Source organism: Microbulbifer sp. TYP-18, assembly GCF_040932045.1.
Classification (GTDB): domain Bacteria; phylum Pseudomonadota; class Gammaproteobacteria; order Pseudomonadales; family Cellvibrionaceae; genus Microbulbifer.
This window is the reverse complement of record NZ_JBFRBC010000001.1, coordinates 179,509-202,943: the sequence shown is the minus strand read 5'-3', so window position 1 is coordinate 202,943 and position 23,435 is coordinate 179,509. Positions and strand designations below refer to the sequence as shown.

The following is a 23,435-nucleotide window of genomic DNA, read 5'->3' as shown; positions in this document are numbered from 1 at the left end:
CCCGAATTCAGTTAGACACCAGGTAGAGGCGGCTCTTGTCCATCATATCGAGCGCCTTGCCTCCACCCCGGGCGACACAGGTCAGAGGGTCATCGGCAACGATCACCGGCAGCCCGGACTCCTCCATCAACAACCGGTCCAGGTCCCGCAGCAGGGAGCCACCGCCGGTCAGGACCATGCCGCGCTCGGCGATGTCCGATGCCAGCTCCGGCGGGGACTGCTCCAGCGCGCTTTTCACCGCCTGTACTATCCCCGTCAGGGGTTCCTGCAGCGCTTCCAGGATTTCGTCGGAATTGAGCGTAAAGCTGCGCGGCACCCCTTCCGCGAGATTGCGGCCGCGCACGTCGATTTCACGCACTTCGCTGCCAGCGTAGGCGCAGCCGATTTCCTCCTTGATGCGCTCGGCGGTGGCATCCCCGATAACACTGCCGTAATTGCGGCGCACATAGTTGACGATGGCCTCGTCAAACCGGTCGCCGCCGATACGCACGGAATCGGAGTAAACGACACCATTCAGGGAAATGATGGCGATCTCAGTGGTGCCCCCACCAATATCCACCACCATGGACCCGCTGGCCTCTTCCACTTTCAGGCCGGCGCCAATGGCGGCGGCCATGGGTTCTTCAATCAGCCACACCTCGCGGGCGCCGGCACCCATGGCGGATTCGCGGATAGCGCGGCGTTCCACTTCCGTGGACTGACAGGGTACGCAAACCAACACCCGCGGGCTCGGGCGCATCCAGCTGTGCTCGTGCACTTTCTTGATGAAGTGCTGCAACATCTTTTCAGTGACCTGAAAATCGGCGATAACGCCATCTTTCAGGGGGCGGATAGCGGTGATGTTGCCGGGGGTCCGGCCCAACATGCGCTTTGCCTCGACACCTACCGCCTCGACGATCTTCTGGCCGTTGTAGTGGCGAATGGCGACAACGGATGGCTCGTCCAGCACTACCCCCCGGTCGCGCACATAAATCAGCGTGTTGGCGGTTCCCAGGTCGATGGATAGATCACTGGAAAACATGCCGCGCAAACGTTTAAACATGAAATTCTGTTACCCTGTACTGATGGCGGTGCCCGGAGAAGGGCAACGCAAGTGCGAACTTAATGCACCGTCATTAAACCGGCAGTCTGCCTGATTCGCCGGGTTAATCGCTGCTGAAAGCCTAGTTGGTCCACGGAAAAAATTCTGAGTTCCGGGCCGCATTTTTTACCCGTAGGTCCGGCGCCGGCCAGAGCCGCGCCAGAATCGGCAAACTCTAACAACGGCGGGAATTGAGGGCAAGGCTGAATCCGGGTTATCGCCATCGGCTCAAGTTCCGCCGATCCGGGCCTGCCGCCCAGTGTCCGGGTGCACATCACCCACAGCCGCAACCGGGGCGTTTGTCAGCGAACGGCTCTTTTGTGCTAAATTTGCCCCTCTTTGCGCCGCGTCCCACAGTCCAGTGCGGATCTGGCAGCGCCCACCGGAGAGACAGCAAGCAATCCAAAGGAGCCCAAAGCACCATGGCCGTGGACACTCAGACTATCGACCGACTGGCGGAGCTGGCCCGCATCGCCATTTCCACGGAAACAGTGGCAGAGGTTGCCGACCGGCTCGGAGAAGTGCTGCAACTGGTGAATCAGTTGCAGAGTATCGACACTCGGGGAATCGAGCCCATGTCCCACCCGCTGGACGCGGTACAGCGTCTGCGCGCCGATGAAGTCACTGAAGCGGATCAGAGCCGGGCCCTACTGGCTCTGGCTCCCGAGACCGAGCGGGACCTGTATCTGGTGCCCAAGGTAATCGACTGAGACAGACCCGACTTTGGCCGACTGACCACATTCCCGGAACCCCCAATGCACCAGCTAACCATCGCCGACATCATTCGCGGCCTGCGCGCCAGGCAGTTTTCCTGCACCGAGATCACCCGACACTTTCTGGACCGGATCGCACAGCTGGACCAGCGCTACAACAGTTTCATTACCGTCACCGAAGAGCAGGCGCTGCGGCAGGCGCAGGCGGCGGATAAGCGCCTGGCGGCCGGCGATGCGCCGGCCATGTGCGGTGTTCCCATCGCCCACAAGGACATCTTCTGCACCAGTGGTGTGCGCACCAGTTGCGGCTCGAAGATGCTCGACAATTTCGTGCCACCCTACGATGCCGCGGTGGTGGAGAACTTCAACCGCGCCGGCAGTGTCACCCTGGGGAAAACCAACATGGACGAGTTCGCCATGGGCTCCTCCAATGAAACCAGCCATTATGGTGCGGTGAAAAACCCCTGGGATACCACCCGCGTGCCCGGCGGCTCTTCCGGCGGTTCCGCCGCCTCCGTGGCTGCCCTGCTGGCACCGGGAGCCACCGCCACCGATACCGGCGGCTCCATCCGCCAACCGGCGGCCCTGACCAATACCACCGGGGTAAAACCTACCTATGGTCGCATCTCCCGCTGGGGCATGGTGGCCTTCGCCTCCAGTCTCGATCAGGCCGGGCCCCTGGCCCGCAGCGCCGAAGACGCCGCCCTGATGCTGTCCGTGATGGCCGGCAGTGACCACCGCGATGCCACCAATCTCGGGCACGCCTCCCAAGACTTCACCAAAGGGCTGGACAAGGAAATCTCCGGTGTGAGAATCGGCGTGCCCAGGGAGTACTTTGGCGACGGTCTGGACAATGATGCCGCCGCGCGGATAGAGGCGGCACTGCGGGAATTCGAAAAACTGGGTGCCGAACTGGTGGATATCAGCCTGCCCCATGTCCATCTGGCGGTACCGGCCTACTATGTCATTGCGCCGGCGGAGGCCTCCGCCAACCTTTCGCGCTTCGATGGTGTCCGCTATGGCCACCGCTGCGAAGAACCCAAAGATTTGCGCGATCTGTATATGCGTTCCCGGGGGGAAGGGTTCGGTGAAGAAGTGCAGCGGCGGATTCTGGTGGGCACCTATGTGCTCTCTGCCGGTTACTACGATGCCTACTACAACAAGGCGCAGCAGGTGCGCCGCCTGATCAAGCAGGATTTTGTCCAGGCCCTGGAGCGGGTGGACGTGATTATGGGGCCTACTTCGCCATCTCCGGCATTTCCCCTGGGAGCCAAGAGCGCGGACCCGGTTGCCATGTACCTGGAGGACACCTACACCATCGCCATCAATCTGGCCGGACTGCCCGCAATGTCGATGCCCTGCGGACTTGTGAACGGCTTACCGGTGGGACTGCAAATTATCGGCAATTACCTCGAAGAGGCGCGCATGCTGAATATTGCGCACATCTACCAGCGGGCGACGGACTGGCACCTAGCCGCCGCACCCGGCCTGGTATCGGACCGGACGGGAGCATAGCTGTGGAATGGGAAATCGTTATCGGGCTGGAGGTACATGTCCAGCTCGCCACCAAGTCGAAACTATTCTCCGGCGCCAGCACTGCGTTTGGGGCTGCACCCAACACCCAGGCCTGTGCCATCGACCTGGCCATGCCCGGCACCCTGCCGGTGCCCAACGAAGAGGCATTTCGCTTCGCCGTACTGTTTGGCTTGGCGATGAATGCGGAAATCGGCCAGCGCTCGGTATTCGAACGCAAAAACTACTTTTACCCGGATCTGCCCAAGGGGTACCAGACCACCCAGCTGGCGCAACCGATTGTGGGACCGGGGGAAATCGAAATTCATCTGCCGGACGGGCACCGCCGGACAGTTCGCCTGCACCATGCGCACCTGGAGGAGGACGCCGGCAAATCACTGCATGAGGATTTCCACGGCATGTCCGGCATAGACCTGAACCGCGCCGGCACGCCACTGATCGAGATCGTCTCCGAGCCGGACCTGCGCAGCGCCGCCGAAGCGGTGGCCTATCTCAAGAAACTACACAGTATCGTCACCTATCTGGGTATTTCCGACGGCGACATGTCCCAGGGGTCCATGCGCTGCGACGCCAATGTCTCAGTGCGCCTGAAGGGCGACGAGAAGCTCGGCACCCGCACCGAACTCAAGAACATCAACTCCTTTCGCTTTGTGGAAAAGGCCATCAAAGTGGAAGCGCAGCGACAGATCGACATTCTCGAGGATGGCGGCCACATAGAACAGGAAACCCGCCTCTACGATGCGGACAAAGACGAAACCCGCTCCATGCGCAGCAAGGAGGTGGCCAACGACTATCGCTACTTCCCCTGTCCGGACCTGTTGCCGGTCGAGCTTTCCGATGACTATATCGCTAAGCTGCGCGCCCAGCTGCCGGAACTACCCGATGCCAAGAGCGCACGCTTCGCCACTGAATACGGATTGTCCTCCTACGACGCCGACCAGCTCACCCAGGAGCGGCCGCTAGCCGATTACTTCGAAGCGACGGCGCGCCAGTCCGGCGAGGCAAAACTGGCGGCCAACTGGGTTATGGGCGAACTGGCGGCGCTGCTGAACCGCGAGGGGCTGACGATCGAGAAAACACCGGTGACCGCACAGCAACTGGCGGGGCTGATCGCGCGTATCGTGGACAACACTGTCTCCAGCAAGATTGCCAAACAGGTGTTCGAGGCCATGGCAAACGGCGCGGGTGACGCGGATACGGTCATCGAACAGCAGGGACTCCGGCAGGTCTCGGATACCGGCGCCATCGAGCAGATGGTGGACCAGGTCATCGCCAACAGTGCCACCCAGGTGGCAAACTATCGCAACGCGGATGAAACCAAGCGCCCGAAAATGATGGGCTATTTTGTCGGCCAGATTATGAAAGCCTCCAAGGGCCAGGCCAACCCGCAGATCATCAACAAGATCCTCAAGAAAAAACTCGACGCATTGCTGTGAGCTGCAACGACACCGCAATTAGGGAGGCACTATGAGCCTGAAGAAAGACAAACAGAAAGTTCTCGGAGAAGTTTTCGACCAGCAGCGTATCGCGGGCTTTCTGGTGGGCGAAGCACCGGCGGGGGTCTCCCGGGATTACCATTTGCTGGAGCGCGCCTACCGCGGCATGAAGGCGGAAAACTTCGCCACCTTTGTACAGCTTTTCCTGGCGCAAAACCTGGATATCAACAGTACCGGACCTGACGGGAAAACCCTGCTGGAGCGCATAACAGGACACCGCCAGAGCGCAGAATATGCTGAAGTTCTGCGGGCTGCCGGAGCCCGCGACTAACTAGGAAACACCATGACATCCAATCCGGCGCACGGGGCCCACGCACTGGTACGCGGCGCACAGCTGCTGACTCAGCGGGAATTGCGCCCCTTTATCATAGTGCCCCTACTAATCAATCTGGTGCTGTTTATAGCCCTCACCGCCTTGATGCTGTCGCAGCTCAGCGGCCTTGTGGACTATTTACGCAGTCTGCTTACACATACGCCGGTGGACACGGAAAGCATGTCCTGGTGGCGCGCCTGGATGGCAACAGCAGCGGCCTGGGCAGCGATGGTGTTCCAGTGGCTGGCCTGGCTTATCGCCATTGCGGTGGTATTGATGTTTCTGTTTATCTACGGGTATGCGTTCGGCATCATTACCAATATCATCGCCGCACCCTTCAACGGCCTGCTGGCGGAGAAAGTCGAGGAGCTCCTCACCGGCAGGGCACCGCCCTCGGAACCCCTGCACCGGATGGTTTGGCGCACCCTGGGCCGCGAATTGCGCAAACTGGGGTATTTCCTGGGTTGGGGCATTCTGATTTTTATTGTCGCACTCCTGACCAGCTGGACCGTGTTTCTGCCCGCTGCACTGGGTGCACTCTGGGGTGCCTGGTGTATGGCGATTCAATATGTGGACTACCCGCTCGACAACCATCAGCGCCCCTTTCAGGAAGTCAAAAGCGTGCTAATGCGACGCAAGCTGACCACTCTGGGTTTTGGCGGCACAGTAATGCTGGCCAAAATGGTGCCGGTATTGAATATCTTTGTAATGCCGGCCGCGGTTGCCGGCGGCACGGCCCTGTGGGTGGAGCGGCTGCGCAAGGAGGGAGATCCGGGTGCTGACGCCCTCCCGGGAAGGGATTTGGAAAAAAGGTAAACCCTGGCCCCGGTAAATTCTGCCAGCCAACGATGATCCCCTATCGTTGGCCTACCGGCCGCTTAGCCGGTTGTTAAAAACTACTTTTTCAACAACCGATCCAACCCTGTGCAACTAACTACAGAGCACCGGGCCACAGCGCGTTTTGAGGTGGCTTGCGCCCGGGGGCCTAAAATTCCGTGTTCGCTACCTGCGCCTTCTCTCGCCAGCTCCGCGGCGGCCGCCCCCGCGACTACTTTGACTGTGCGAAACCCTGACTTTTGGGGGCCGCACCAACAGCGTCTCCGGAGGCTGCTCACATTTTAATTTGTGCCCCAGCAGTGCCTCGATTGGCTCCAGGCGCATGGCATCGTCCTCACAGGCAAAACTGATGGAGGTGCCCTTCTTGCCGGCCCGGCCAGTGCGCCCAATGCGGTGCACATAGTCCTCCGGCTCCTCCGGCAGAGTGAAGTTCACCACATGGCTGATACCGTCGATATGGATACCGCGACCGGCCACATCGGTGGCCACCAGCACCTTGGTCCTGCCGCTTTTGAAATCCTCCAGCGTGCGCACACGCTTGTTTTGCGCTATCTCTCCCGACAGCAGGCCGGCAGACACACCGTGGGCAAGCAGGTGCTCGTGCAGCCGGCGACACTGGTCGCGCCGGTTGGCAAACACGATCAGGCTGTCAACCTGATCGCTCTGCAGTATGTTGTACAGCAATGTGTACTTTTCCTCACTGGCAGCGAGATACACATGTTGCTCCACTGTGTCAGTGGCCACCCGCTCCGGCTCGATTTCCACCACCACTGGGTTGTCCGTCCACTGTTCAACCAGGGAATCGACCTCCGGGGTGAAGGTGGCGGAGAAGAACATAGTCTGGCGGTGACTTTTGCGCGGCGTCTGGCGCACGATACGGCGCACCTGGGGAATAAACCCCATATCCAGCATGCGGTCCGCCTCATCGATCACCAGCACTTCCACCTGATCCAGGTAGCAATCCCGGTTACCGACAAAATCCAGCAGGCGGCCGGGGGTGGCCACCAGGATGTCCACCAGCCGCTCGTTTAAATTACGCTGCTGTTTGGTGTAGTCCATGCCGCCCACCAGGGTGTGGATTTCCAGGTCGGTGTACTTGCACAGGGCTTTGGCATCGTCGGCGATCTGCATCACCAGCTCGCGAGTCGGAGCGATGATCAGCGTGCGGGCCTCGCCCGCGTAGCGCTCTCCCTCGAAGGGGTTTTTCAGCAGGTCATCTATGATGGTGATCAAAAACGCAGCCGTCTTGCCGGTGCCGGTCTGCGCCTTGCCCACCAGATCGTGTCCGTTGAGGGTGTGGGGCAGGGAGCGCCCCTGGATCGGCGAGCAATACTGAAAACCGAGGTCATAGATGCCGTGCATCAGCTCCAGCGGCAGGCCCAGGTCGTGGAATCGCACCTTGCCCTTCTGCTGCTCCGGCAACTTGAACTCATCCAGGCTCCAGGGCTTGGCAGTTTGCCGCGATCTCTGACCCCGGCGCCCACGACCACGAGCACGCCCGCCACCACCCTTTTTGGCGGCAGCTTTGTTACCTTTTGGCTTGACCTCGGCCGAGGCCGGTTCGGGCTGGGACTTGTGCGCTTCCTGGCTGGCTGAAGTGCGGCGGAACAACTTTCCTATCAAATGTATTACTCGCTGACATGATCAAATAATCGGCGAGTATATCATCTAAATGGACAAGAAAGCGCGGTGTGTATCAGAAAGCCCGGCCCCAGCTAAGTGGCAGCTGACCCGCCATTCGACATTCTCCGGCACAGCCAATAGTCGAGGCTGACGAAACGCCCGCCCCCACTGCCGAGCAGCGCCAGCAGCATAATGAAGTAGGTCGCCGCAAACTCGATGCCGTTTTTCAGAATAGTGAAGTTGCCTGCTTGCGTCAGCCAGTCGTAGTTGCCGTATTCCTGCAGCAGTTCCACGGCCTTGGCCTTGCGCACCACCGCCTCCTCGATCAGATCCTTGCGCCACTCCCAGGGCATGGTCAGCGTGGTTTCCGGCAGCGCATGCCATCCGTACTGCCAGTGAGCAGTCACCGCGGCCACCGCCATCACCACCAACAGCGGGACAGCCACCAGGCGCACAGCCAGTCCCACCAACAGCGCCACCCCGCCCAGCAGTTCAGTCAGCGCCGCCAGCCACGCCATCAACATCGGCGCGGGCAGTCCCAGTCCCCAGTCGGGGTTGCCGAACCAGGCCGCCACATCGTCGATATTGGCTACCTTGTTGAGACCGGCGAGAATGAATATCGGCGCCAGAAACAGCCGCAAGGCCAGTGGACCCAGCCAGTCCAGCCTGCCCACAAAGTGGAGAAAATTCCCGTAAAGTCGATTGAACCCGTTGACAGCGCCATCCATAATCCCGCCCTCTTTTGCGATTGATTTTAATTTGGCTTTAGTCGAGCTGTAGTCCCATCTGTTACACATCTCGCAACATGGTCCACCGGCTGCACCCCATGGTCAAGATTTACAAACGGGCCACATCCGCCGAACTGTCCCGTATTGCCACACTCGGCGGCCCACTGGTGATCAGCAACCTGGCGGTCATCAGTATGGGGGTCGCGGACACTATAGTAGCCGGCCGCGCCGGAGATGTGGACCTGGCCGGACTGGCTCTGGGTTCCAGTATCTGGGCGGTCTGTGCGGTGACCCTGATCGGCCTGCTGGCCGCTGTCTCCCCTCTGGTCGCCCACCTGCGGGGTGCACGGAACGAAGCCGGCGCTGCGCAGGAACTGAAACAGTCCCTGTGGATAGCCCTCGCGGGCGGGCTGACCGTCCTGGCGGCACTGCTGTCGGCACCCTGGTGGAGCGGATGGATCGATACCGAAGCGCCGGTACGCCAGGTGATGCTGGACTACTTGCAGGCACTGGCCACCTGCGCCCTGCCTTTCGCCCTGGGCATCGCGCTGCGCGGTTACTGTGAGGGCATGGCCCAGGTGCGCGCGGTGATGCGGATCTACCTGGCGGCGGCGCTGCTGAATATACCGCTGGATGTGATCATGGTTTTTGGCTGGGGGCCCATTCCCGCCATGGGTGGCGCCGGCTGCGGCTGGGCCACCAGCCTGGTGAACTGGGCTGTCGCCCTGGCGCTGTTCTGGCACGCGCGCCACGAGCCCACCTATCGCCACCTGGATTTGCGGCTGGCCCTGCCCCGGCCCAGGTGGGAAACACTGCGGCGGCAGATGGCTATCGGTTTGCCCATCTGTATCGGCTCCGGCAGTGAGGTGACCTTCTTCGCCAGCCTCACGCTCCTACTGGCGCCCTATGGCGCCACCATTGTCGCCGCCCACCAGATCGCTATGAATATCGGCTCGATTTTCTATCTTGTCGCCCTGGCCCTGGCCCAGGCCCTGAGTATTCGCGTGGCCCAATTGCTGGGTCAGGGGCGCCCGCGGCGGGCGCGTTTCTCCAGCAAGGTGGGGGTTGCCAGCGGTCTCTTGTACGCCTGCGGCACAGGGTTATTGTTGATCACACTGCGCCAGGCTTTTGCCTCCGTGTATACCAGTGACAGCGAAATTATTGCAGTGGCCGCCAATCTGCTGCTGCTGTGCGCCGCCTTCCAGCTTGTGGACGTGGCCCAGGCCATGGCCTGGGGCGCACTCAGAGGCTACAAGGACACCAGAGTCCCCATGTACCTGCAGATCTTTTCCTACTGGGGCATCGGCCTGACCAGCGCCTATTGGCTGGGAGAAAATCTCTGGGGCGTCTATGGCTATTGGGTGGGTATTTGTATCGGGCTGGGTGTCGCGTCGATTCTGCTGGGGATTCGCCTGTGGCGGATCAGTCGCAGGGCCATAGACTATCCGGGCGGGTTTCAGCTGTCGGCAAAGGAAACGCAACCCTGATGGAACGGTTTCGCTATACTCGCGCTCCAATCCTTCGCTCAACCCCTGGCCCAAGGGTCGGTTAGGCCTTACCGATACAACCACCGGAGTCTCCGCATGCCCCCCCACCCGTCCCTGTGCCAGCCGTACCGCGTCCTGTTGCTGGCGCTGTGCCTGACATCCACAGCGGTCGGCGCCTCGACCGGGGGGGAAAGCAACCCGGGTGAAGAATCACTGCCCCAGGCGGAAAATCTGCAACTGGACCAGCCCACCAGCGAAGAGGCGCTGGCCACACCCATGCCGGTGTCGGTGGTGGACGACAGCGATTCACAGCCTGTCGAGAGCGAAGGCGAAGAGCCGGAAGCGGGCGACGGAGAGGAGCCCAGACCCCTGCGCCTGCTGGGAGCGGAAGTGCCGCCCGCCACCTCGACGCGCCTGGCCTGGTCCCCGAGCCAGCACTTCGAGGGGGTCTACAGCCCCACTGCGGTACTGGTTGTGAACGGGGCAGCGGAGGGCCCCACACTGTGTCTCACCGCCGCAGTTCACGGCGATGAACTGAACGGTATCGAAACGGTGCGACGGGTGATGTACAACCTGGACGCCGCCACGTTGCGCGGAGCAGTGATCGGTGTACCCATTGTCAATCTGCAGGGGTTTCACCGCGGCTCCCGCTACCTGACCGACCGCCGGGATCTGAACCGACACTTTCCCGGCGACCCGCAGGGGTCGTCGGCAGCGCGTATCGCGCACTCGTTTTTTCACGAGATCATCAGCCACTGCAACGCCGTTGTGGACCTGCACACAGGCTCTTTCTATCGCACCAATTTGCCGCAACTGCGCGGCGACCTGACCGACCCCAAAGTAGTCACCCTCACCAAGGGTTTCGGTTCCACTGTGGTGCTGCACAGCGAGGGTGCCAAGGGCACATTGCGCCGCGCGGCTGTCAATGTGGGAATTCCCACGGTTACCCTGGAAGCCGGCGCGCCGATGGTACTGGACGAAGTGTCCGTGAGCCACAGCGTGAAAGGCATTCGTACGCTGCTGAACCAACTGGATATGGTCAAACAGTTCCGACTCTGGGGCGACCCGGAGCCGGTGTACTACAACTCCACCTGGCAGAGGGCCACCACCGGCGGCATTATCTTCAGCGAGGTAAAACTGGGCGAAGTGGTGCGCAAGGGCGACCTGCTCGGCACCGTCACCAACCCCATCACCAACGTGCGCACCGAGATTCGCTCGGAGCACGATGGACGGGTGTTGGGAATGGCGCTCAATCAAGTGGTGCAACCGGGATTTGCCGCCTACCACATAGGTATCCAGGCACCGCAGACACAAATCAGTGCACCGCAAGAGGTGACTGCGGAAAGCGGTTCTGAAGAGCAGGTGGATATCACCACCGCGGAAGCCGGGGCGGAAGGGACTGCGCCAACTGTGCCTGTAGATGCTGGAGAGGGGAATCCCCAGCAGGAAGAAGAGCCGGACGCTCAGGTCAATCCCGCTGCAACCGTCGATCCTGATGGTGAAGACGACTAGCGGTTTTTTCTAACAGGTTGTTGAAAAAGGCATCCTGCCTGTTTCAACACACGAAAAGCGAAAAATGTGATTTTCACTTTTCTCCCAAAATCAACGACTTAGGCGTCGTTGATTTTGCCGGAACATCCATATTCCGGTACCAGGCGTCGAAATTCTTTGAATTTCAACAGCCTGCTAAACCCGGGTCTGCAGCCCAGCTCCCCGCGCTAGTCCAGCGTCTTTGGGTCACCGATAGAATCGCCAATCCAGTGCCGGTGCTCCGACAGGGGTTCCGGCTGCAAGGTGATATGGTCGATGTCGAAGCGTCGCACCAGCGTGTCCCGCAGCCGCTCCAGCACTGCCGGCCAGCACTCCAGATCGTCTACCACAACATGGGCGGACAGGGAGATAGTGCGCGAATCCAGACGCCAGATATGCAGGTCGTGCAAGGATCGCACCCCCTCAACCCCCGCCAGGGTCCTGCCCACCACCGGCAGACTCAGCTCCCGCGGCACCCGCTCCATCAACACGTCCACCGCATCCCGCAGCAGGCGCAGGCTGGAGACCGCGATGAGCGCGCAAATCAGCAGCGAGAGCAGCGGGTCTATGGGTGTCCAGCCGGTAAAAAAGATAACCGCACCCGCCAGCAGCGCCGCCACCGAACCCAACAGGTCCCCCATGACGTGCAACAGCGCACCGCGGATATTCAGGGTCTGCTCGCCGCGGTGCAGCATCCAGGCCACCAGCACATTCACCAGCAGTCCTATGGCCGCTATCGCCATGACCATGCCCCCGCGAACCGGCTGGGGGTCCATCAGCCGGTCGATGGCGGCAGAGCCGATGGCGAAGATGATCAACAGCATGAATACCGCATTGGCCATAGCGGCCAGCACCTCGGCCCGCCCCCAGCCGAACGACAATTGGCGGTCGGCCGGCCGCCGCGCCAGCAGCGCCGCCACAGCGCCCAGCGCCAGAGCCAGACCGTCGGTGGCCATGTGCCCCGCATCGCCGAGTAGCGCCAGAGAGCCGGACAGCCAGCCGCCCACCGCCTCCACCACGGCGAAAGCCAGGGTAATTACCAGCCCCCATACCAGCGGGCGCAGGTGGCCGTCACCCTGATGGTGATGTACGTGATCGTGCATGAACTCGCTCCGTGGATTGCGCGACTCGCCGCCCTATGGTCAGCCGCTCACGCCCGCCATAGTCGCGGCGACTACTCACCTCTCCCAGCCCCGCGCCGGTAAAAATATCGCGTACCGCGGGCGCCTGTTGCCAGCCGTGTTCCACCACCAGCCAGCCAGCCAGTGCGAGAAACTCCGGCGCCCCCGCGGCAATCGACTCGATATCCGCGAGGCCGCGCCGGGCCGCGATCAGCGCCGAACGGGGTTCAAAGCGCAAATCACCCCGGCGCAGGTGGGGATCGGCGGCGTCGATATAGGGGGGATTGCTGACAATCAGGTCGAAGGTTTCTGGCGGGACCCGGGCAAACCAGTCACTCTGCACCAGCACCAGGTTCCCGCATCCCAGCGCGTCGCGATTGCGCTCCGCCACCGCCACGGCACTCGCGGATTTGTCCACCGCCAGTATCTGCCAGCCCGGCCTCTCGTGCGCCAGCGCCAGTGCTATGGCGCCGCTACCGGTACCGAGATCCAGGGCCCGGCATTGCGCCTGGGGACTCAGCTCCAGCGCAACTTCCACCAGCAGTTCGGTTTCCGGGCGCGGGATCAGAGTGGAGGTGTTCACCTCCAGGGGCAGCGACCAGAATTCCCGCCGACCGGTCAGGTAGGCCACAGGCTCGCCCCCGGCGCGCCGCCGCAGAAGACTGTCGAAGCCGTCCTGCTCCCGGTCCGACAACAGGTATTCCGGCCATGCATAGAGCCAGCTGCGCCCTCTGCCCAGTATGTGTCCCAGCAGCACCTCCAGGTCCAGCCGCGCACTGTCGCTTTGCGGCAGCTCGGCGGTACGGCGCAGATTGTCGCGGACACTGCCCACCGGCCGGCCCGCGTCAGCCGCCAAGTGCCGCGAGCTGATCCGCCTGGTGCTCGGTGCGCAGCGGATCGATGACTTCGTCCAGCGCGCCCTGCATCACCTCGTCCAGCTTGTACAGGGTCAGGCCGATACGGTGGTCGGTCACCCGTCCCTGCGGGTAGTTGTAGGTACGGATACGCTCGGAGCGGTCGCCGCTGCCCACCAGGTTGCGGCGCGCATCAGAGATTTCCCTGGCCGCGGCGTCCTCCTGCTCACTGGTGAGCCTGGCCTGCAGCAGCGCCATGGCCCTGGCCCGGTTTTTGTGTTGCGAGCGCTCGTCCTGGCACTCCACAACAATACCGGTGGGAATATGCGTTAAACGCACCGCCGAATCCGTCTTGTTGACATGCTGGCCACCGGCCCCGGAAGCGCGGTAAGTATCGATACGCAGATCCGCCTTGTTGATCTCGATGGCATCGCGCTCGTCGGGTTCAGGCATGACCGCGACGGTGCAGGCAGATGTGTGGATACGCCCCTGGGATTCGGTTTCCGGCACCCGCTGCACACGGTGAGCGCCCGATTCGAACTTGAGTCTGGCAAACACATCCTCACCGGCCACGCGGGTGATGATTTCCTTGTAACCGCCGTGCTCACCGGGGTTCTCGCTGAGGATTTCCAGGCGCCAGCCACGCTTTTCCGCGTAACGCGAATACATGCGGAACAGATCCCCGGAAAAGATCGCCGCTTCGTCGCCACCGGTGCCGGCACGGATTTCCAGGAACACGTTTTTGCGGTCGTTGGGATCCCGGGGCAGCAACAGCGCCTGCAGCTCGCGCTCCAGGGGCGCCAGCTGCTCCTCCGCCGCGCGCAACTCCTCCCGCGCCATCTGCCGTATTTCCTCGTCGCGCTCATCGAGCATTTCCCGCGCCGCACCCATATCCTCCTGCAGGCGCTTGTAGCGGCGGTAACACTCGACCACCTCCTCAAGTTCGGAATACTCCCGGGAAAGATCCCGGAACTGCTCCTGATTGCCAATAATCTCCGCATCGCCGAGCAGCGCCGAGACCTCCTGGTGGCGTTCAACGAGATGATCCAGCTTGTTTAACAGCGATACTTTCATCGGTCCTTCTTACTCTCTGCTTCAGTTCCATCGACGGCATCCAGGCCGACGATTTCCCTGGCGACACGCAACCGTTCCAGATCGCCTTCGGCGGTGGCGCGCCTGATGCTGACTGTGGGTGCGTGAATCAGTTTATTGGTCAGTGAGCGCGCCAACTGCTCCATCAACTGCCGCGGATCGCCGCCCTGGTCCAGTTGCTGTAACACCCGGCGCAGTTCCCCCTCACCGATTTCCTGGGCCCGGCGACGATAGCCGCGAATAGTGTCCACCGCTTCCAGTGAGCGCCGTTCGCGCATAAATTCCCGCGCCGCACCCGCAACGATTTCCTGCGCCGCTTCGGCCGCCTGCTGGCGCATCCTGCGACCCTCGTCAATCACGCCGCGGAGGTCATCCACCGTGTACAGGTAGACGTCGTCCAACTGGCTCACCTGGGGCTCGATATCCCTCGGTACGGCGATATCCACCATAAAGACAGGGCGGTGCCGCCGCTGCTTGAGTGCCGACTCCACCGCACCCTTGCCCAAAATCGGCAGCTGGCTGGCAGTAGAGCTGATAACGATGTCCGCGCGCGGCAGGTGTTCGGGGATATCCGCCAGCAAAATTGCCTCGGCACCGAAGTTCTGCGCCAACAGCTCCGCACGATTGAGGGTTCGGTTGGCGACGATCAAGCGGGTAATGCCCTGCTCCAGCAGGTGGCGCGCGACCAGTTCGATCGTCTCCCCGGCACCGATCAACAGCGCTGTCTGCCGGCTCAAATCCGTAAAGATCCGCGATGCCAAGGACACTGCGGCATAGGCCACGGAGACCGGGTTTTCGCCGATCGCGGTTTCTGTCCGCACCCGCTTGGCGACGGCGAATACCTGCTGGAATACATTGTGCAGCACCGGGCCGACGCTGCCGCTTTCCCGCGCTACCGAGTAAGCGGACTTGATCTGGCCCAGGATCTGCGGCTCCCCCAGAACCATTGAGTCGAGCCCGCAGGCGACGCCCATCATATGCCGCACCGCATTCTCACCGCTATAGGAGTAACAACTCTGCTGCAACTGGTCCACTGACAGCCGGTGGTAGCTCGCCAGCCACTGGAGCAGCTGCAGCTCGTCTACAGCGCCGTAGATCTCCGTGCGGTTGCAGGTAGACAGTATTGCCAGCTCGGCACACTGCAGCGCATGTCGCGCATCCGCCAGGGCGCCCGCGACCACTTCCGGGGCAAAAGCAACACGTTCGCGCACCGCAACCGGCGCACTGTCGTGGTTGATTCCCAGAACGAGGATCGGCATAGGACTCCGTCGGTATTGAATTTCTGGCTGGGGAGGGCCCACCAACCATAGTAAGGCGGCCGGTGCTCCGGCGCGCATTTTCCCGGCCAGCCGCTGCGCATGCAAGCGCCCGGGACAATCCCTCTGCCGCCAGGCCCCCTGGCAGCTCAACCTGCCGGCCAAATCGCGACTAGAATTATACGGCGGTTGGCGAGAGCGGCACTCTGGCTCACCGGCATAATCCAAGGTTCACCAAACCACAGAAATTGCGCTTGCCGCCCACAACCCGCTAGGCTAACTGCGGCGCCATCGCAACCATGGACAAAAGCCCCTATGCAGTCTGCCAGTATTTCCACAGCCGCCGGCAAAGTTGTCTCCATCCGGCTTGCTGGCGCAGTACTTTCCTTTCTGCTCTCCTCCTGCGCCCCGGTCGGCCAGGCGCCGGCACCGGAAGATACCGCCGTAGCCCCCGCTCCGCCGCCCCCGCAGAATACCAGAGCTGAACCGGCATCCCCGGAGGTAAAGGAGAGACCCTTCCCCATCGAAACTTTGTACACCCTGCTGGTGGCCGAAGTCGCAGGCAGTCGCGAACAATACGACTTGGCACTGGCGAACTATCACCACCAGGCGGAATATACCCGGGATGCGGGTATCGCCGCCCGCGCGACCCGCATAGCGCGCTTTCTCAATGCCCGTCGCGCAGCCCTGAGCTCGGCCAGACTCTGGGCGGAGCTGGAGCCGGACGAAGCGGAGGCACATCTGACCGCGGCCGCAGAACTGACTCTGGCCGGCGACCTGGACTCGGCGCTGGTACATGCAGAGCGCGCCCTGGAACTGGGTGGAAATGCGCCGCTGCAATCGCTGGCCGCCGCCGCTGTCTCCAACCGCGCCGTGGCCGAGCGGGTGATACCGGAGTTTGCCCGCCTGGCGCTGCGGTACCCCACCAATCCCGAGGCACTCCTGGCCCATGCCATGCTGCTGCGAGCCACGGAGCAATACCAGCCGGCGCTGGCCATAGTCCGCAAGGTGCGGGAACAGCATCCGCTGTTGATGGACGCACCACTGCTGGAGTCCCGTATTCTGGCGGATCAGGGTGACCGGCAACAGGCATTGCGACTGCTGGAACAGCTGGTCGATCGCTATCCCGACAAAACCCGCCCGCGCCTCCAGTACGCGCGCCTGCTGATTCACGAGGATCTCGACCTGGCCCGGCAGCAGTTCGCCACTCTGGTGAAGCAGCGTCCAGATGATGGCGGCCTGATCCTGTCGCTGGCGCTGATTCGCTACGAAACCGGCGACTTGGCCGGATCCAAACCACTGTTTCAGCGACTGCTGCAACTCCAGCAACACCAGTCGGCAGCCCATTTTTATCTGGGCGGTATCGAAGCCAAGAATGGCAACGCCCTGGAGGCGGTCAGCCACTATCGGGCGGTCGAGCCCGGCAACGATTATCTCAAGGCCATTTCCCGCGGCACTGAACTGCTGGCTGCCGCGGGTCTCGACGACCGCAACAGCGACTGGTTCAACGAACTGCGGGAGGACCACCCGGAGCAGGCAGAGCACTTCTACCTGCTGCAGGCCAACCTGCTGCGCAAGTACGATCGGCACCGGGCGGCACTGGAGCTGCTCGATCGGGCGCTGGCCAGCCACCCCCAAAGCGGTCGGCTGCTGTACATCCACGCCCTGGTCAATGAACACCTGGGGCACGACGCCGAATTCGAGCAAGGCATCCGCGGACTGCTGAAAAGGGATCCCGACAACGCCACACTGCTCAACACCCTCGGCTACAAGCTCAGCCAGGACGACGCGCGGCTGGACGAGGCATCTTCACTTATCCGGCGCGCCTTCGCGCTGCGCCCGGACGATCCGGCCATTATCGACAGCATGGGGTGGATAGAATACCGTCTCGGCAATTATCCGGCGGCCGTAGAGCATTTGCAGCGGGCGCTGGAAAAATACCCGGACCACGAAATAGCCGCACATCTCGGCGAGGTTCTGTGGATGCAGGGCAATCGTGAACAGGCAATGGAAGTCTGGCAAAAGGGGCTGCAACTCAACCCCAACAGCCAGTTAATTCCCGCGGCCATTGAGCGCTTACAAATCAAACCAGCAACGGAACAGCATGCCTCGGACAACTGACGAATACTGCCTACAAACCGGCCCTTTCCTGTTTGGCTTGGCTCGCCTTGCGGCACTGACACTGGTGCTCGCCGCCTGTGCCGGCAACCAGCCCCAGCAGCCACAACCGCAACCGGAACAGCAACCGCGCGAGACGCCCGGGACCGAAACGCCATCGGTTGCGCAGCTACACCAGTGGACCATCATCGGCAAACTCGGTGTGCGCTCGCCGCGGGACAACGGCAGTGCCAACCTCACCTGGAAACAGCAGTCCGCACCCAATTACCACATTCACCTGAGTGGCCCTCTTGGAGCCGGCGCTACCGTCATCAGCGGCAGCCCCGCCGGCGTCAGCCTGCAACGGGGCAACGAACCCGCCATGCATGCGCGCGATCCCGCCCAGCTCACCCTGCAGACACTCGGCTGGCCGCTTCCGGTGGGCGAGATGTTCTACTGGGTGCGCGGACTCGCCGCACCGGGCAGCAAAGCCGATGAACAACGCAACAGTCAGGGACAGCTGTTGAGTTTGCATCAGGCGGGTTGGCGGCTGATTTTTAGCGGCTACCAGGCCATTGGCGCCTACTCGCTGCCGACCCGAATCAAGGCTGAAACCAACCAGGGCGCCGGGCCGGTGAGTGTAACCCTGGTCATCAAGGAATGGCTGCCGAAAGGTTCCTGAGCCGCCTCTGTCCGTTTGCCGAAAGCCCTCCCAAGCTTTTCTCAATCCGGGTTTGCAGCGGTCCGCAAACCCTCTATTCGGGTCAGCGGTGCGCCGGCACGCCTCACCCGTTAAGATGCGCGTTTCAGGTGAACAGAAAGCTTGCACCCGCCATGCCGCAATCCAGTATCCCGACAACAGCTTCTCTGCAACTTCCGGCACCGGCCAAACTCAACCTGCTACTGCGTGTCCTCGGGCGCCGGGCCGATGGCTATCACCAGTTGCAAACCCTGTTTCAATTGCTGGACTACGGCGACACACTGGAATTCTTCACCCGCGACGACGACAAAATTTCCATCGATGCGGGCGACCTGGATATTCCACTGGAGAACAACCTCATCTATCGCGCCGCACGCGCCCTGCAACGGCACTGCAACTGCGCGCGCGGTGCGCATATCAAACTGCACAAGGTTCTGCCCCAGGGTGGCGGTATTGGCGGCGGCAGCAGCGACGCGGCCACCACTCTCCTGGGGCTGAATTACCTCTGGCAGTGTGCGCTTTCAGCTGAACGGCTGGCGCAGCTCGGCGGCGAGCTGGGTGCCGATGTGCCGGTATTCATTCACGGGCATACCGCCTGGGCGGAAGGTGTGGGGGAGGTGCTCACGCCGGTGATCACGCCAGGACGCCACTTCCTGGTGGTCGACCCGCGCCACAGCGTCAGCACCGCGGCAGTGTTCCGCCATCCCCAATTGACAAGGGATTCCGCCGCAATTACATTACCGCACCTTCGCAACGGGCACCTGGATACTAACTGGCTGAGGCGCTATGCCGGAAACGATTGCCAGGCCCTGGTGGAAAGCCTCTGTCCACAGGTGCGCTCCGCCAGAGAGTGGCTGCAGCAATTCGCCGAAGCGCAATTGACAGGCACCGGGAGCTGTGTTTTTGCCGCTTTTGCATCGCGGCGCGCAGCGGAATCCGCGCTCGCGGAACTGCCGGAGAAGTGGGGCGGTTTTGTCGCTACTGGCGTGCGGGAATCCCCGCTACATCAGAAGCTCGCGAAGCTGGCGGCCACCACGTAAAATGGTCGCCGTGGTCTGCTGGGGCGTAGCCAAGCGGTAAGGCAGCGGGTTTTGATCCCGTCATGCGTAGGTTCGAATCCTACCGCCCCAGCCAAATTTTGCCGATCCGCACCACACCCTTCGGCGCCTGTATTGTTGACGGCAACAAAATGACGCTGGCGCACCCCGGCCGGATTGCGCCAACAGGGACATCTACACTTTTCACGTCCACACTCACGTAAAAATCTAAAGGGTACTCGAAGTGGCTGACTTGATGGTCTTTACCGGAAATGCGAACCCGGAACTGGCACAAAAGATTGTCGACCAGATGGCAATCCCCATGGGTGACGCAGTGGTGAAACGCTTCTCCGACGGCGAGATTGCGGTCGAAATCACCGACAATGTGCGAGGCCGCGACGTCTTTGTGGTTCAATCCACCTGCCAGCCCACCAACCGCAACCTGATGGAGTTGATCCTCCTGGTCGACGCCTTGCGTCGCGCATCGGCGGGCCGCATCACCGCGGTAGTGCCCTATTTCGGCTACGCGCGCCAGGATCGCCGCGTGCGCTCCCAGCGGGTACCGATTTCCGCCAAAGTCGTGGCGGACATGATGGTCAGTGTCGGCATTGACCGGGTGCTGACTGTCGACCTCCACGCCGAACAGATTCAGGGCTTCTTCGACGTGCCGGTAGACAACGTCTACGGCTCCTCGGTACTGCTGGACGACATCGAGCGCCAGAGCTATGGCGATCTGGTGGTGGTATCCCCGGATATCGGCGGTGTCGTGCGCGCCCGCGCGGTAGCCAAAAGCCTCGACTGCGACCTCGCCATCATCGACAAACGCCGCCCCGCGGCCAATGTGGCCGAAGTCATGAATATTATTGGCGAGGTCAACGGCCGCACCTGCCTGCTGGTGGACGACATGGTGGACACCGCCGGCACCCTCTGCAACGCCGCCAGCGCATTGAAGGAATGCGGTGCGCAGAAAGTGGTCGCTTACTGCACCCACCCGGTACTTTCCGGCAAAGCCATCGACAACCTCAACAACTCCGTATTGGACGAACTGGTGGTGACCGATTCCATCCCCCTGGGCGACAAAATGGAAAGAGCCCCAAAAATCCGGCAGCTGACACTGTCCGCGATGCTGGCGGAGTCGGTGCGCCGCATCAGCAACGAGGAATCCCTCTCCGCCATGTTCCGCTAGCGGGGCCGCCACCGTACTCTCCCCCACCCCCGGCCGGGCCCAGCCACTGGCGCCCGCCGGCCTATTACCTTAGAATACGCGCCCGCCCGGCAATGCCGGGCGTTTACTATTGGCTTCGGGGAATCCCCGGCCAGTTTTCGACAACGCCAGAGCGGTCCGGTCGCAGGTCGCTTTGGGCAGACGATTCGAGGTTTAACCCATGTCTGACATTAAATTGAACGCCAACGCCCGCAGCGATGAAGGGAAAGGTGCGAGCCGCCGCCTGCGTCGCCTGGAGGGCCGTGTCCCCGCCATCGTATACGGTGGCAGGGCCAAGCCGACCGCCATCTCCCTGCTGAGCAAAGACCTGTTTAAAGCCCTGGAAGATGAGACCTTCTTTTCCTCCGTACTGACCATCAGCATCGAGGGTGGCAAGGAAGAAAAAGTGATCCTGCGCGACCTGCAGCGCCACCCGGCCAAGCAGATACTGCTGCACGCGGATTTCCAGCGGGTCTCCGCCAACACCAAGGTGCACATCAAGGTTCCGCTGCACTTTTTGAACGAAGAATCCTGCCTGGGTGTAAAGGCTGGCGGTATCGTCTCCCACACCCTGAACGAACTGGAGATCAGCGCGCCGGCTTCCAAGCTGCCCGAGTTCATCGAAGTGGACCTGGCAAATCTGGAGATCGATGGCAACATCCACATCTCTGACATCAAGCTGCCCTCCGGGGTCGTGTCTGTGGACCTGAGCCACGGCGAAGACCACGACCTGGTGGTTGCGTCCGTACACAAGCCGCGCGGCGCTGTCGAAGCGACAGACGAGGCAGCTGAAGGCGAAACCGAGGAAGAGTAACCCCCTTTGTCGACAGCACCGGATACGCCAATCCAACTGATCGTAGGGCTGGGCAATCCCGGTCCGGAATATGACCGGACCCGCCACAACGCCGGTGCCGACTTCGTCGCCGAGCTGGCGCGCCACCACGGCGCCCAGCTCGCACAGGACAGCAAGTATCGGGGGTTCTGCGGCCGCATACATATGGGTGGGCGGGACATCCGCCTGCTGATTCCAACCACCTACATGAACCGCAGTGGCCAATCGGTTGCACCGCTGGCGAACTTTTTCAAGATCCCCATCGAAGCCATTCTCGTCGCCCACGATGAACTGGACCTGCCCCCCGGTACCGCGCGTTTCAAATCCGGCGGCGGCCACGGCGGTCACAATGGGCTGCGGAGCATCATCTCCTCGCTGGGCAACAACCGCGACTTCATGCGCCTCCGCCTTGGTATCGGCCACCCGGGCAACGCCCGCGACGTGGTTAATTTTGTGCTGCAGCGCGCCCCTCAAGCAGAGCAACAGCTGCTGGCGGAGTCCATCGGTCGCGCGGTCGATATCCTGGCCACCGCAGCGGCCGGAGACTGGGGCGTGGCCATGAAGACGCTGCACTCAGCCAAGGCAACTGCGAAGTAGGCCCGGCGGGAACACTTCACCAAACACAAGTCAGTGGGTGCGCAAAGCCCGCCCATTAGCGAAAGCAAACAGGAACCAGACCATGGGTTTTACTTGCGGTATCGTCGGCCTGCCCAACGTAGGCAAATCCACCCTGTTCAATGCGCTCACCAAGGCGGGTATCGATGCGGAGAACTTCCCTTTCTGCACCATCGAACCCAACGCCGGTGTAGTGCCAGTGCCAGACCCGCGCCTCGACAAACTGGCGGAGATAGTCAAACCGCAGAAGCTGATTCCCACCACCATGGAATTCACCGACATTGCGGGCCTGGTAGCCGGCGCGTCCAAGGGCGAGGGCCTGGGCAACAAGTTCCTGGCCAACATCCGCGAGACCGACGCTATCGCCCATGTAGTGCGCTGTTTCGAGGATGACAATGTCATCCACGTCGCCAATCAGGTGCACCCAGCGGCCGACATAGAGGTCATCAATACGGAACTGGCTCTGGCGGACCTGGATACCGTGGAGCGGGCACTGCAACGCTTTACCCGCGCCGCCAAGGGACAGGACAAGCACGCTATCAAGATGAAGGCCCTGCTGGAGGAAATATTGCCGCACCTGAACGAGGCCAGACCGCTGCGCTCCTTCGGCCTGGACGCGGACCAGTTGGCAGACCTGCGGGAGCTGAGCCTGCTGACGGTCAAACCCACCATGTATATTGCCAATGTGGACGAGGACGGCTTTGACAACAATCCGCACCTGGACTCGGTCAGCGCCATCGCCGCGGAGGAGAACGCCGTAGTCGTACCCATCTGCAACAAACTGGAAGCGGAAATTGCCGAGCTGGAAGACGAAGAAAAGCAGGAGTTCCTCGATGAGTTGGGCATGGAGGAACCCGGCCTCAATCGCGTTATCCGCGCCGGCTACCAGCTGCTTGGCCTACACACCTACTTCACTGCCGGCCCAAAGGAAGTTCGCGCCTGGACAGTGCCCCTTGGCGCCACCGCACCTCAGGCCGCAGGCAAGATTCACACCGACTTTGAGCATGGTTTTATCCGCGCTGAAGTCGTAAGCTACGCCGACTTTGTGGCCCACAATGGGGAATCTGGAGCCAAGGAAGCGGGCAAGTGGCGACTGGAGGGCAAAGACTACGTGGTCGCCGACGGCGACGTGATCCATTTCCGCTTCAACGTCTGAAGTATTTTCCAGAGCCCCGGCCGGCAGTGACAGTGCCGGCCATTTGCCCCGGCACACAAATACGCCGACGGCGGTCTCAGATACCACCGTTACCCCCCGATAGGCACCAGGATACATAACAGAGGGCGAG

The 23,435-nt window shown here is 61.8% G+C and carries 21 protein-coding genes and 1 tRNA gene; 15 read left to right on the top strand and 7 right to left on the bottom strand.

All coding sequences use genetic code 11. The annotated features are described in order from the left end of the window. Positions 1 to 7 precede the first annotated feature (7 nt). Entirely contained in the window at positions 8 to 1,042 is a 1,035-nt protein-coding gene (locus ABVT36_RS00735; RefSeq protein ID WP_367148393.1) for a rod shape-determining protein, read from the bottom strand. A gap of 461 nt (positions 1,043 to 1,503) precedes the next feature. On the opposite strand from ABVT36_RS00735, the gene gatC reads away from it, so the two are divergent. Genes gatC through cysZ form a run of 5 tightly spaced genes read left to right on the top strand, consistent with a single transcriptional unit; the run spans position 1,504 to position 5,952 of the window. Next, positions 1,504 to 1,791 carry an Asp-tRNA(Asn)/Glu-tRNA(Gln) amidotransferase subunit GatC gene (gene gatC, locus ABVT36_RS00730; RefSeq protein ID WP_367148394.1) on the top strand — a complete coding sequence of 96 codons (288 nt, stop codon included), beginning with the start codon at positions 1,504 to 1,506 and terminating at the stop codon, positions 1,789 to 1,791. A gap of 45 nt (positions 1,792 to 1,836) precedes the next feature. Continuing rightward, complete coding sequence (gene gatA / locus ABVT36_RS00725; protein ID WP_368454824.1) at positions 1,837 to 3,309, top strand: Asp-tRNA(Asn)/Glu-tRNA(Gln) amidotransferase subunit GatA; 1,473 nt, start codon at positions 1,837 to 1,839, stop codon at positions 3,307 to 3,309. 2 nt (positions 3,310 to 3,311) lie between these two features. Further along, complete coding sequence (gene gatB, locus ABVT36_RS00720; protein WP_368454823.1) at positions 3,312 to 4,763, top strand: Asp-tRNA(Asn)/Glu-tRNA(Gln) amidotransferase subunit GatB; 1,452 nt, start codon at positions 3,312 to 3,314, stop codon at positions 4,761 to 4,763. A 31-nt stretch (positions 4,764 to 4,794) separates the two neighbouring features. After that, positions 4,795 to 5,094, top strand: a complete 300-nt coding sequence (locus tag ABVT36_RS00715) for a PA4642 family protein (protein ID WP_368454822.1) — start codon at positions 4,795 to 4,797, stop codon at positions 5,092 to 5,094. A gap of 12 nt (positions 5,095 to 5,106) precedes the next feature. Beyond that, positions 5,107 to 5,952, top strand: a complete 846-nt coding sequence (cysZ, locus tag ABVT36_RS00710) for a sulfate transporter CysZ (RefSeq protein WP_368454821.1) — start codon at positions 5,107 to 5,109, stop codon at positions 5,950 to 5,952. A gap of 186 nt (positions 5,953 to 6,138) precedes the next feature. Here cysZ and rhlB read toward each other — a convergent pair whose 3' ends face one another. Both rhlB and ABVT36_RS00700 read right to left on the bottom strand, forming a co-directional pair. After that, positions 6,139 to 7,596: an ATP-dependent RNA helicase RhlB gene (rhlB, locus tag ABVT36_RS00705; protein WP_367148399.1), complete on the bottom strand. Its 1,458-nt coding sequence runs from the start codon at positions 7,594 to 7,596 to the stop codon at positions 6,139 to 6,141. 92 nt (positions 7,597 to 7,688) lie between these two features. Beyond that, positions 7,689 to 8,324, bottom strand: coding sequence for a DoxX family protein (locus ABVT36_RS00700; RefSeq protein WP_368454820.1), 636 nt, complete (start codon positions 8,322 to 8,324; stop codon positions 7,689 to 7,691). A 98-nt stretch (positions 8,325 to 8,422) separates the two neighbouring features. Here ABVT36_RS00700 and ABVT36_RS00695 point away from each other — a divergent pair, with 98 nt between their 5' ends. Then, positions 8,423 to 9,811, top strand: a complete 1,389-nt coding sequence (locus ABVT36_RS00695; protein ID WP_368454819.1) for an MATE family efflux transporter — start codon at positions 8,423 to 8,425, stop codon at positions 9,809 to 9,811. A gap of 96 nt (positions 9,812 to 9,907) precedes the next feature. Beyond that, entirely contained in the window at positions 9,908 to 11,323 is a 1,416-nt protein-coding gene (locus ABVT36_RS00690) for a succinylglutamate desuccinylase/aspartoacylase family protein (protein WP_368454818.1), read from the top strand. 206 nt (positions 11,324 to 11,529) lie between these two features. Here the strand turns inward: ABVT36_RS00690 and ABVT36_RS00685 are convergent, their stop codons facing one another. The 4 genes from ABVT36_RS00685 to hemA are packed head-to-tail and all read right to left on the bottom strand — an operon-like array spanning position 11,530 to position 15,667. Next, the gene (locus tag ABVT36_RS00685; RefSeq protein ID WP_368454817.1) at positions 11,530 to 12,444 is read right to left on the bottom strand and encodes a cation diffusion facilitator family transporter; all 915 of its coding nucleotides are present in this window, start codon (positions 12,442 to 12,444) and stop codon (positions 11,530 to 11,532) included. Next, positions 12,413 to 13,294, bottom strand: a complete 882-nt coding sequence (prmC, locus tag ABVT36_RS00680) for a peptide chain release factor N(5)-glutamine methyltransferase (protein WP_368455057.1) — start codon at positions 13,292 to 13,294, stop codon at positions 12,413 to 12,415. Before prmC ends, ABVT36_RS00685 begins: the two co-directional genes overlap by 32 nt. A gap of 13 nt (positions 13,295 to 13,307) precedes the next feature. Beyond that, positions 13,308 to 14,390, bottom strand: a complete 1,083-nt coding sequence (prfA, locus tag ABVT36_RS00675) for a peptide chain release factor 1 (RefSeq protein WP_368454816.1) — start codon at positions 14,388 to 14,390, stop codon at positions 13,308 to 13,310. Then, positions 14,387 to 15,667: a glutamyl-tRNA reductase gene (hemA, locus tag ABVT36_RS00670; RefSeq protein ID WP_368454815.1), complete on the bottom strand. Its 1,281-nt coding sequence runs from the start codon at positions 15,665 to 15,667 to the stop codon at positions 14,387 to 14,389. Before hemA ends, prfA begins: the two co-directional genes overlap by 4 nt. A gap of 312 nt (positions 15,668 to 15,979) precedes the next feature. On the opposite strand from hemA, the gene ABVT36_RS00665 reads away from it, so the two are divergent. The 8 genes from ABVT36_RS00665 to ychF all read left to right on the top strand — a co-directional run bounded on the left by ABVT36_RS00665 (position 15,980) and on the right by ychF (position 23,305). Further along, the gene (locus tag ABVT36_RS00665) at positions 15,980 to 17,785 is read left to right on the top strand and encodes a tetratricopeptide repeat protein (protein ID WP_368454814.1); all 1,806 of its coding nucleotides are present in this window, start codon (positions 15,980 to 15,982) and stop codon (positions 17,783 to 17,785) included. Further along, complete coding sequence (gene lolB, locus ABVT36_RS00660) at positions 17,769 to 18,443, top strand: lipoprotein insertase outer membrane protein LolB (RefSeq protein ID WP_368454813.1); 675 nt, start codon at positions 17,769 to 17,771, stop codon at positions 18,441 to 18,443. The genes ABVT36_RS00665 and lolB overlap by 17 nt, the downstream gene beginning before the upstream one ends. Positions 18,444 to 18,571: 128 nt before the next feature. Further along, entirely contained in the window at positions 18,572 to 19,501 is a 930-nt protein-coding gene (gene ispE / locus ABVT36_RS00655; RefSeq protein WP_368454812.1) for a 4-(cytidine 5'-diphospho)-2-C-methyl-D-erythritol kinase, read from the top strand. A 19-nt stretch (positions 19,502 to 19,520) separates the two neighbouring features. Further along, positions 19,521 to 19,595 (top strand) — tRNA-Gln (locus ABVT36_RS00650). 159 nt (positions 19,596 to 19,754) lie between these two features. After that, positions 19,755 to 20,684: a ribose-phosphate pyrophosphokinase gene (locus ABVT36_RS00645; protein ID WP_367148438.1), complete on the top strand. Its 930-nt coding sequence runs from the start codon at positions 19,755 to 19,757 to the stop codon at positions 20,682 to 20,684. A 199-nt stretch (positions 20,685 to 20,883) separates the two neighbouring features. Next, entirely contained in the window at positions 20,884 to 21,516 is a 633-nt protein-coding gene (locus ABVT36_RS00640; protein WP_367148409.1) for a 50S ribosomal protein L25/general stress protein Ctc, read from the top strand. 6 nt (positions 21,517 to 21,522) lie between these two features. Further along, positions 21,523 to 22,131: an aminoacyl-tRNA hydrolase gene (gene pth, locus ABVT36_RS00635; protein ID WP_368454811.1), complete on the top strand. Its 609-nt coding sequence runs from the start codon at positions 21,523 to 21,525 to the stop codon at positions 22,129 to 22,131. A gap of 82 nt (positions 22,132 to 22,213) precedes the next feature. Continuing rightward, positions 22,214 to 23,305, top strand: coding sequence for a redox-regulated ATPase YchF (gene ychF, locus ABVT36_RS00630; RefSeq protein ID WP_368454810.1), 1,092 nt, complete (start codon positions 22,214 to 22,216; stop codon positions 23,303 to 23,305). Positions 23,306 to 23,435 lie beyond the last annotated feature (130 nt).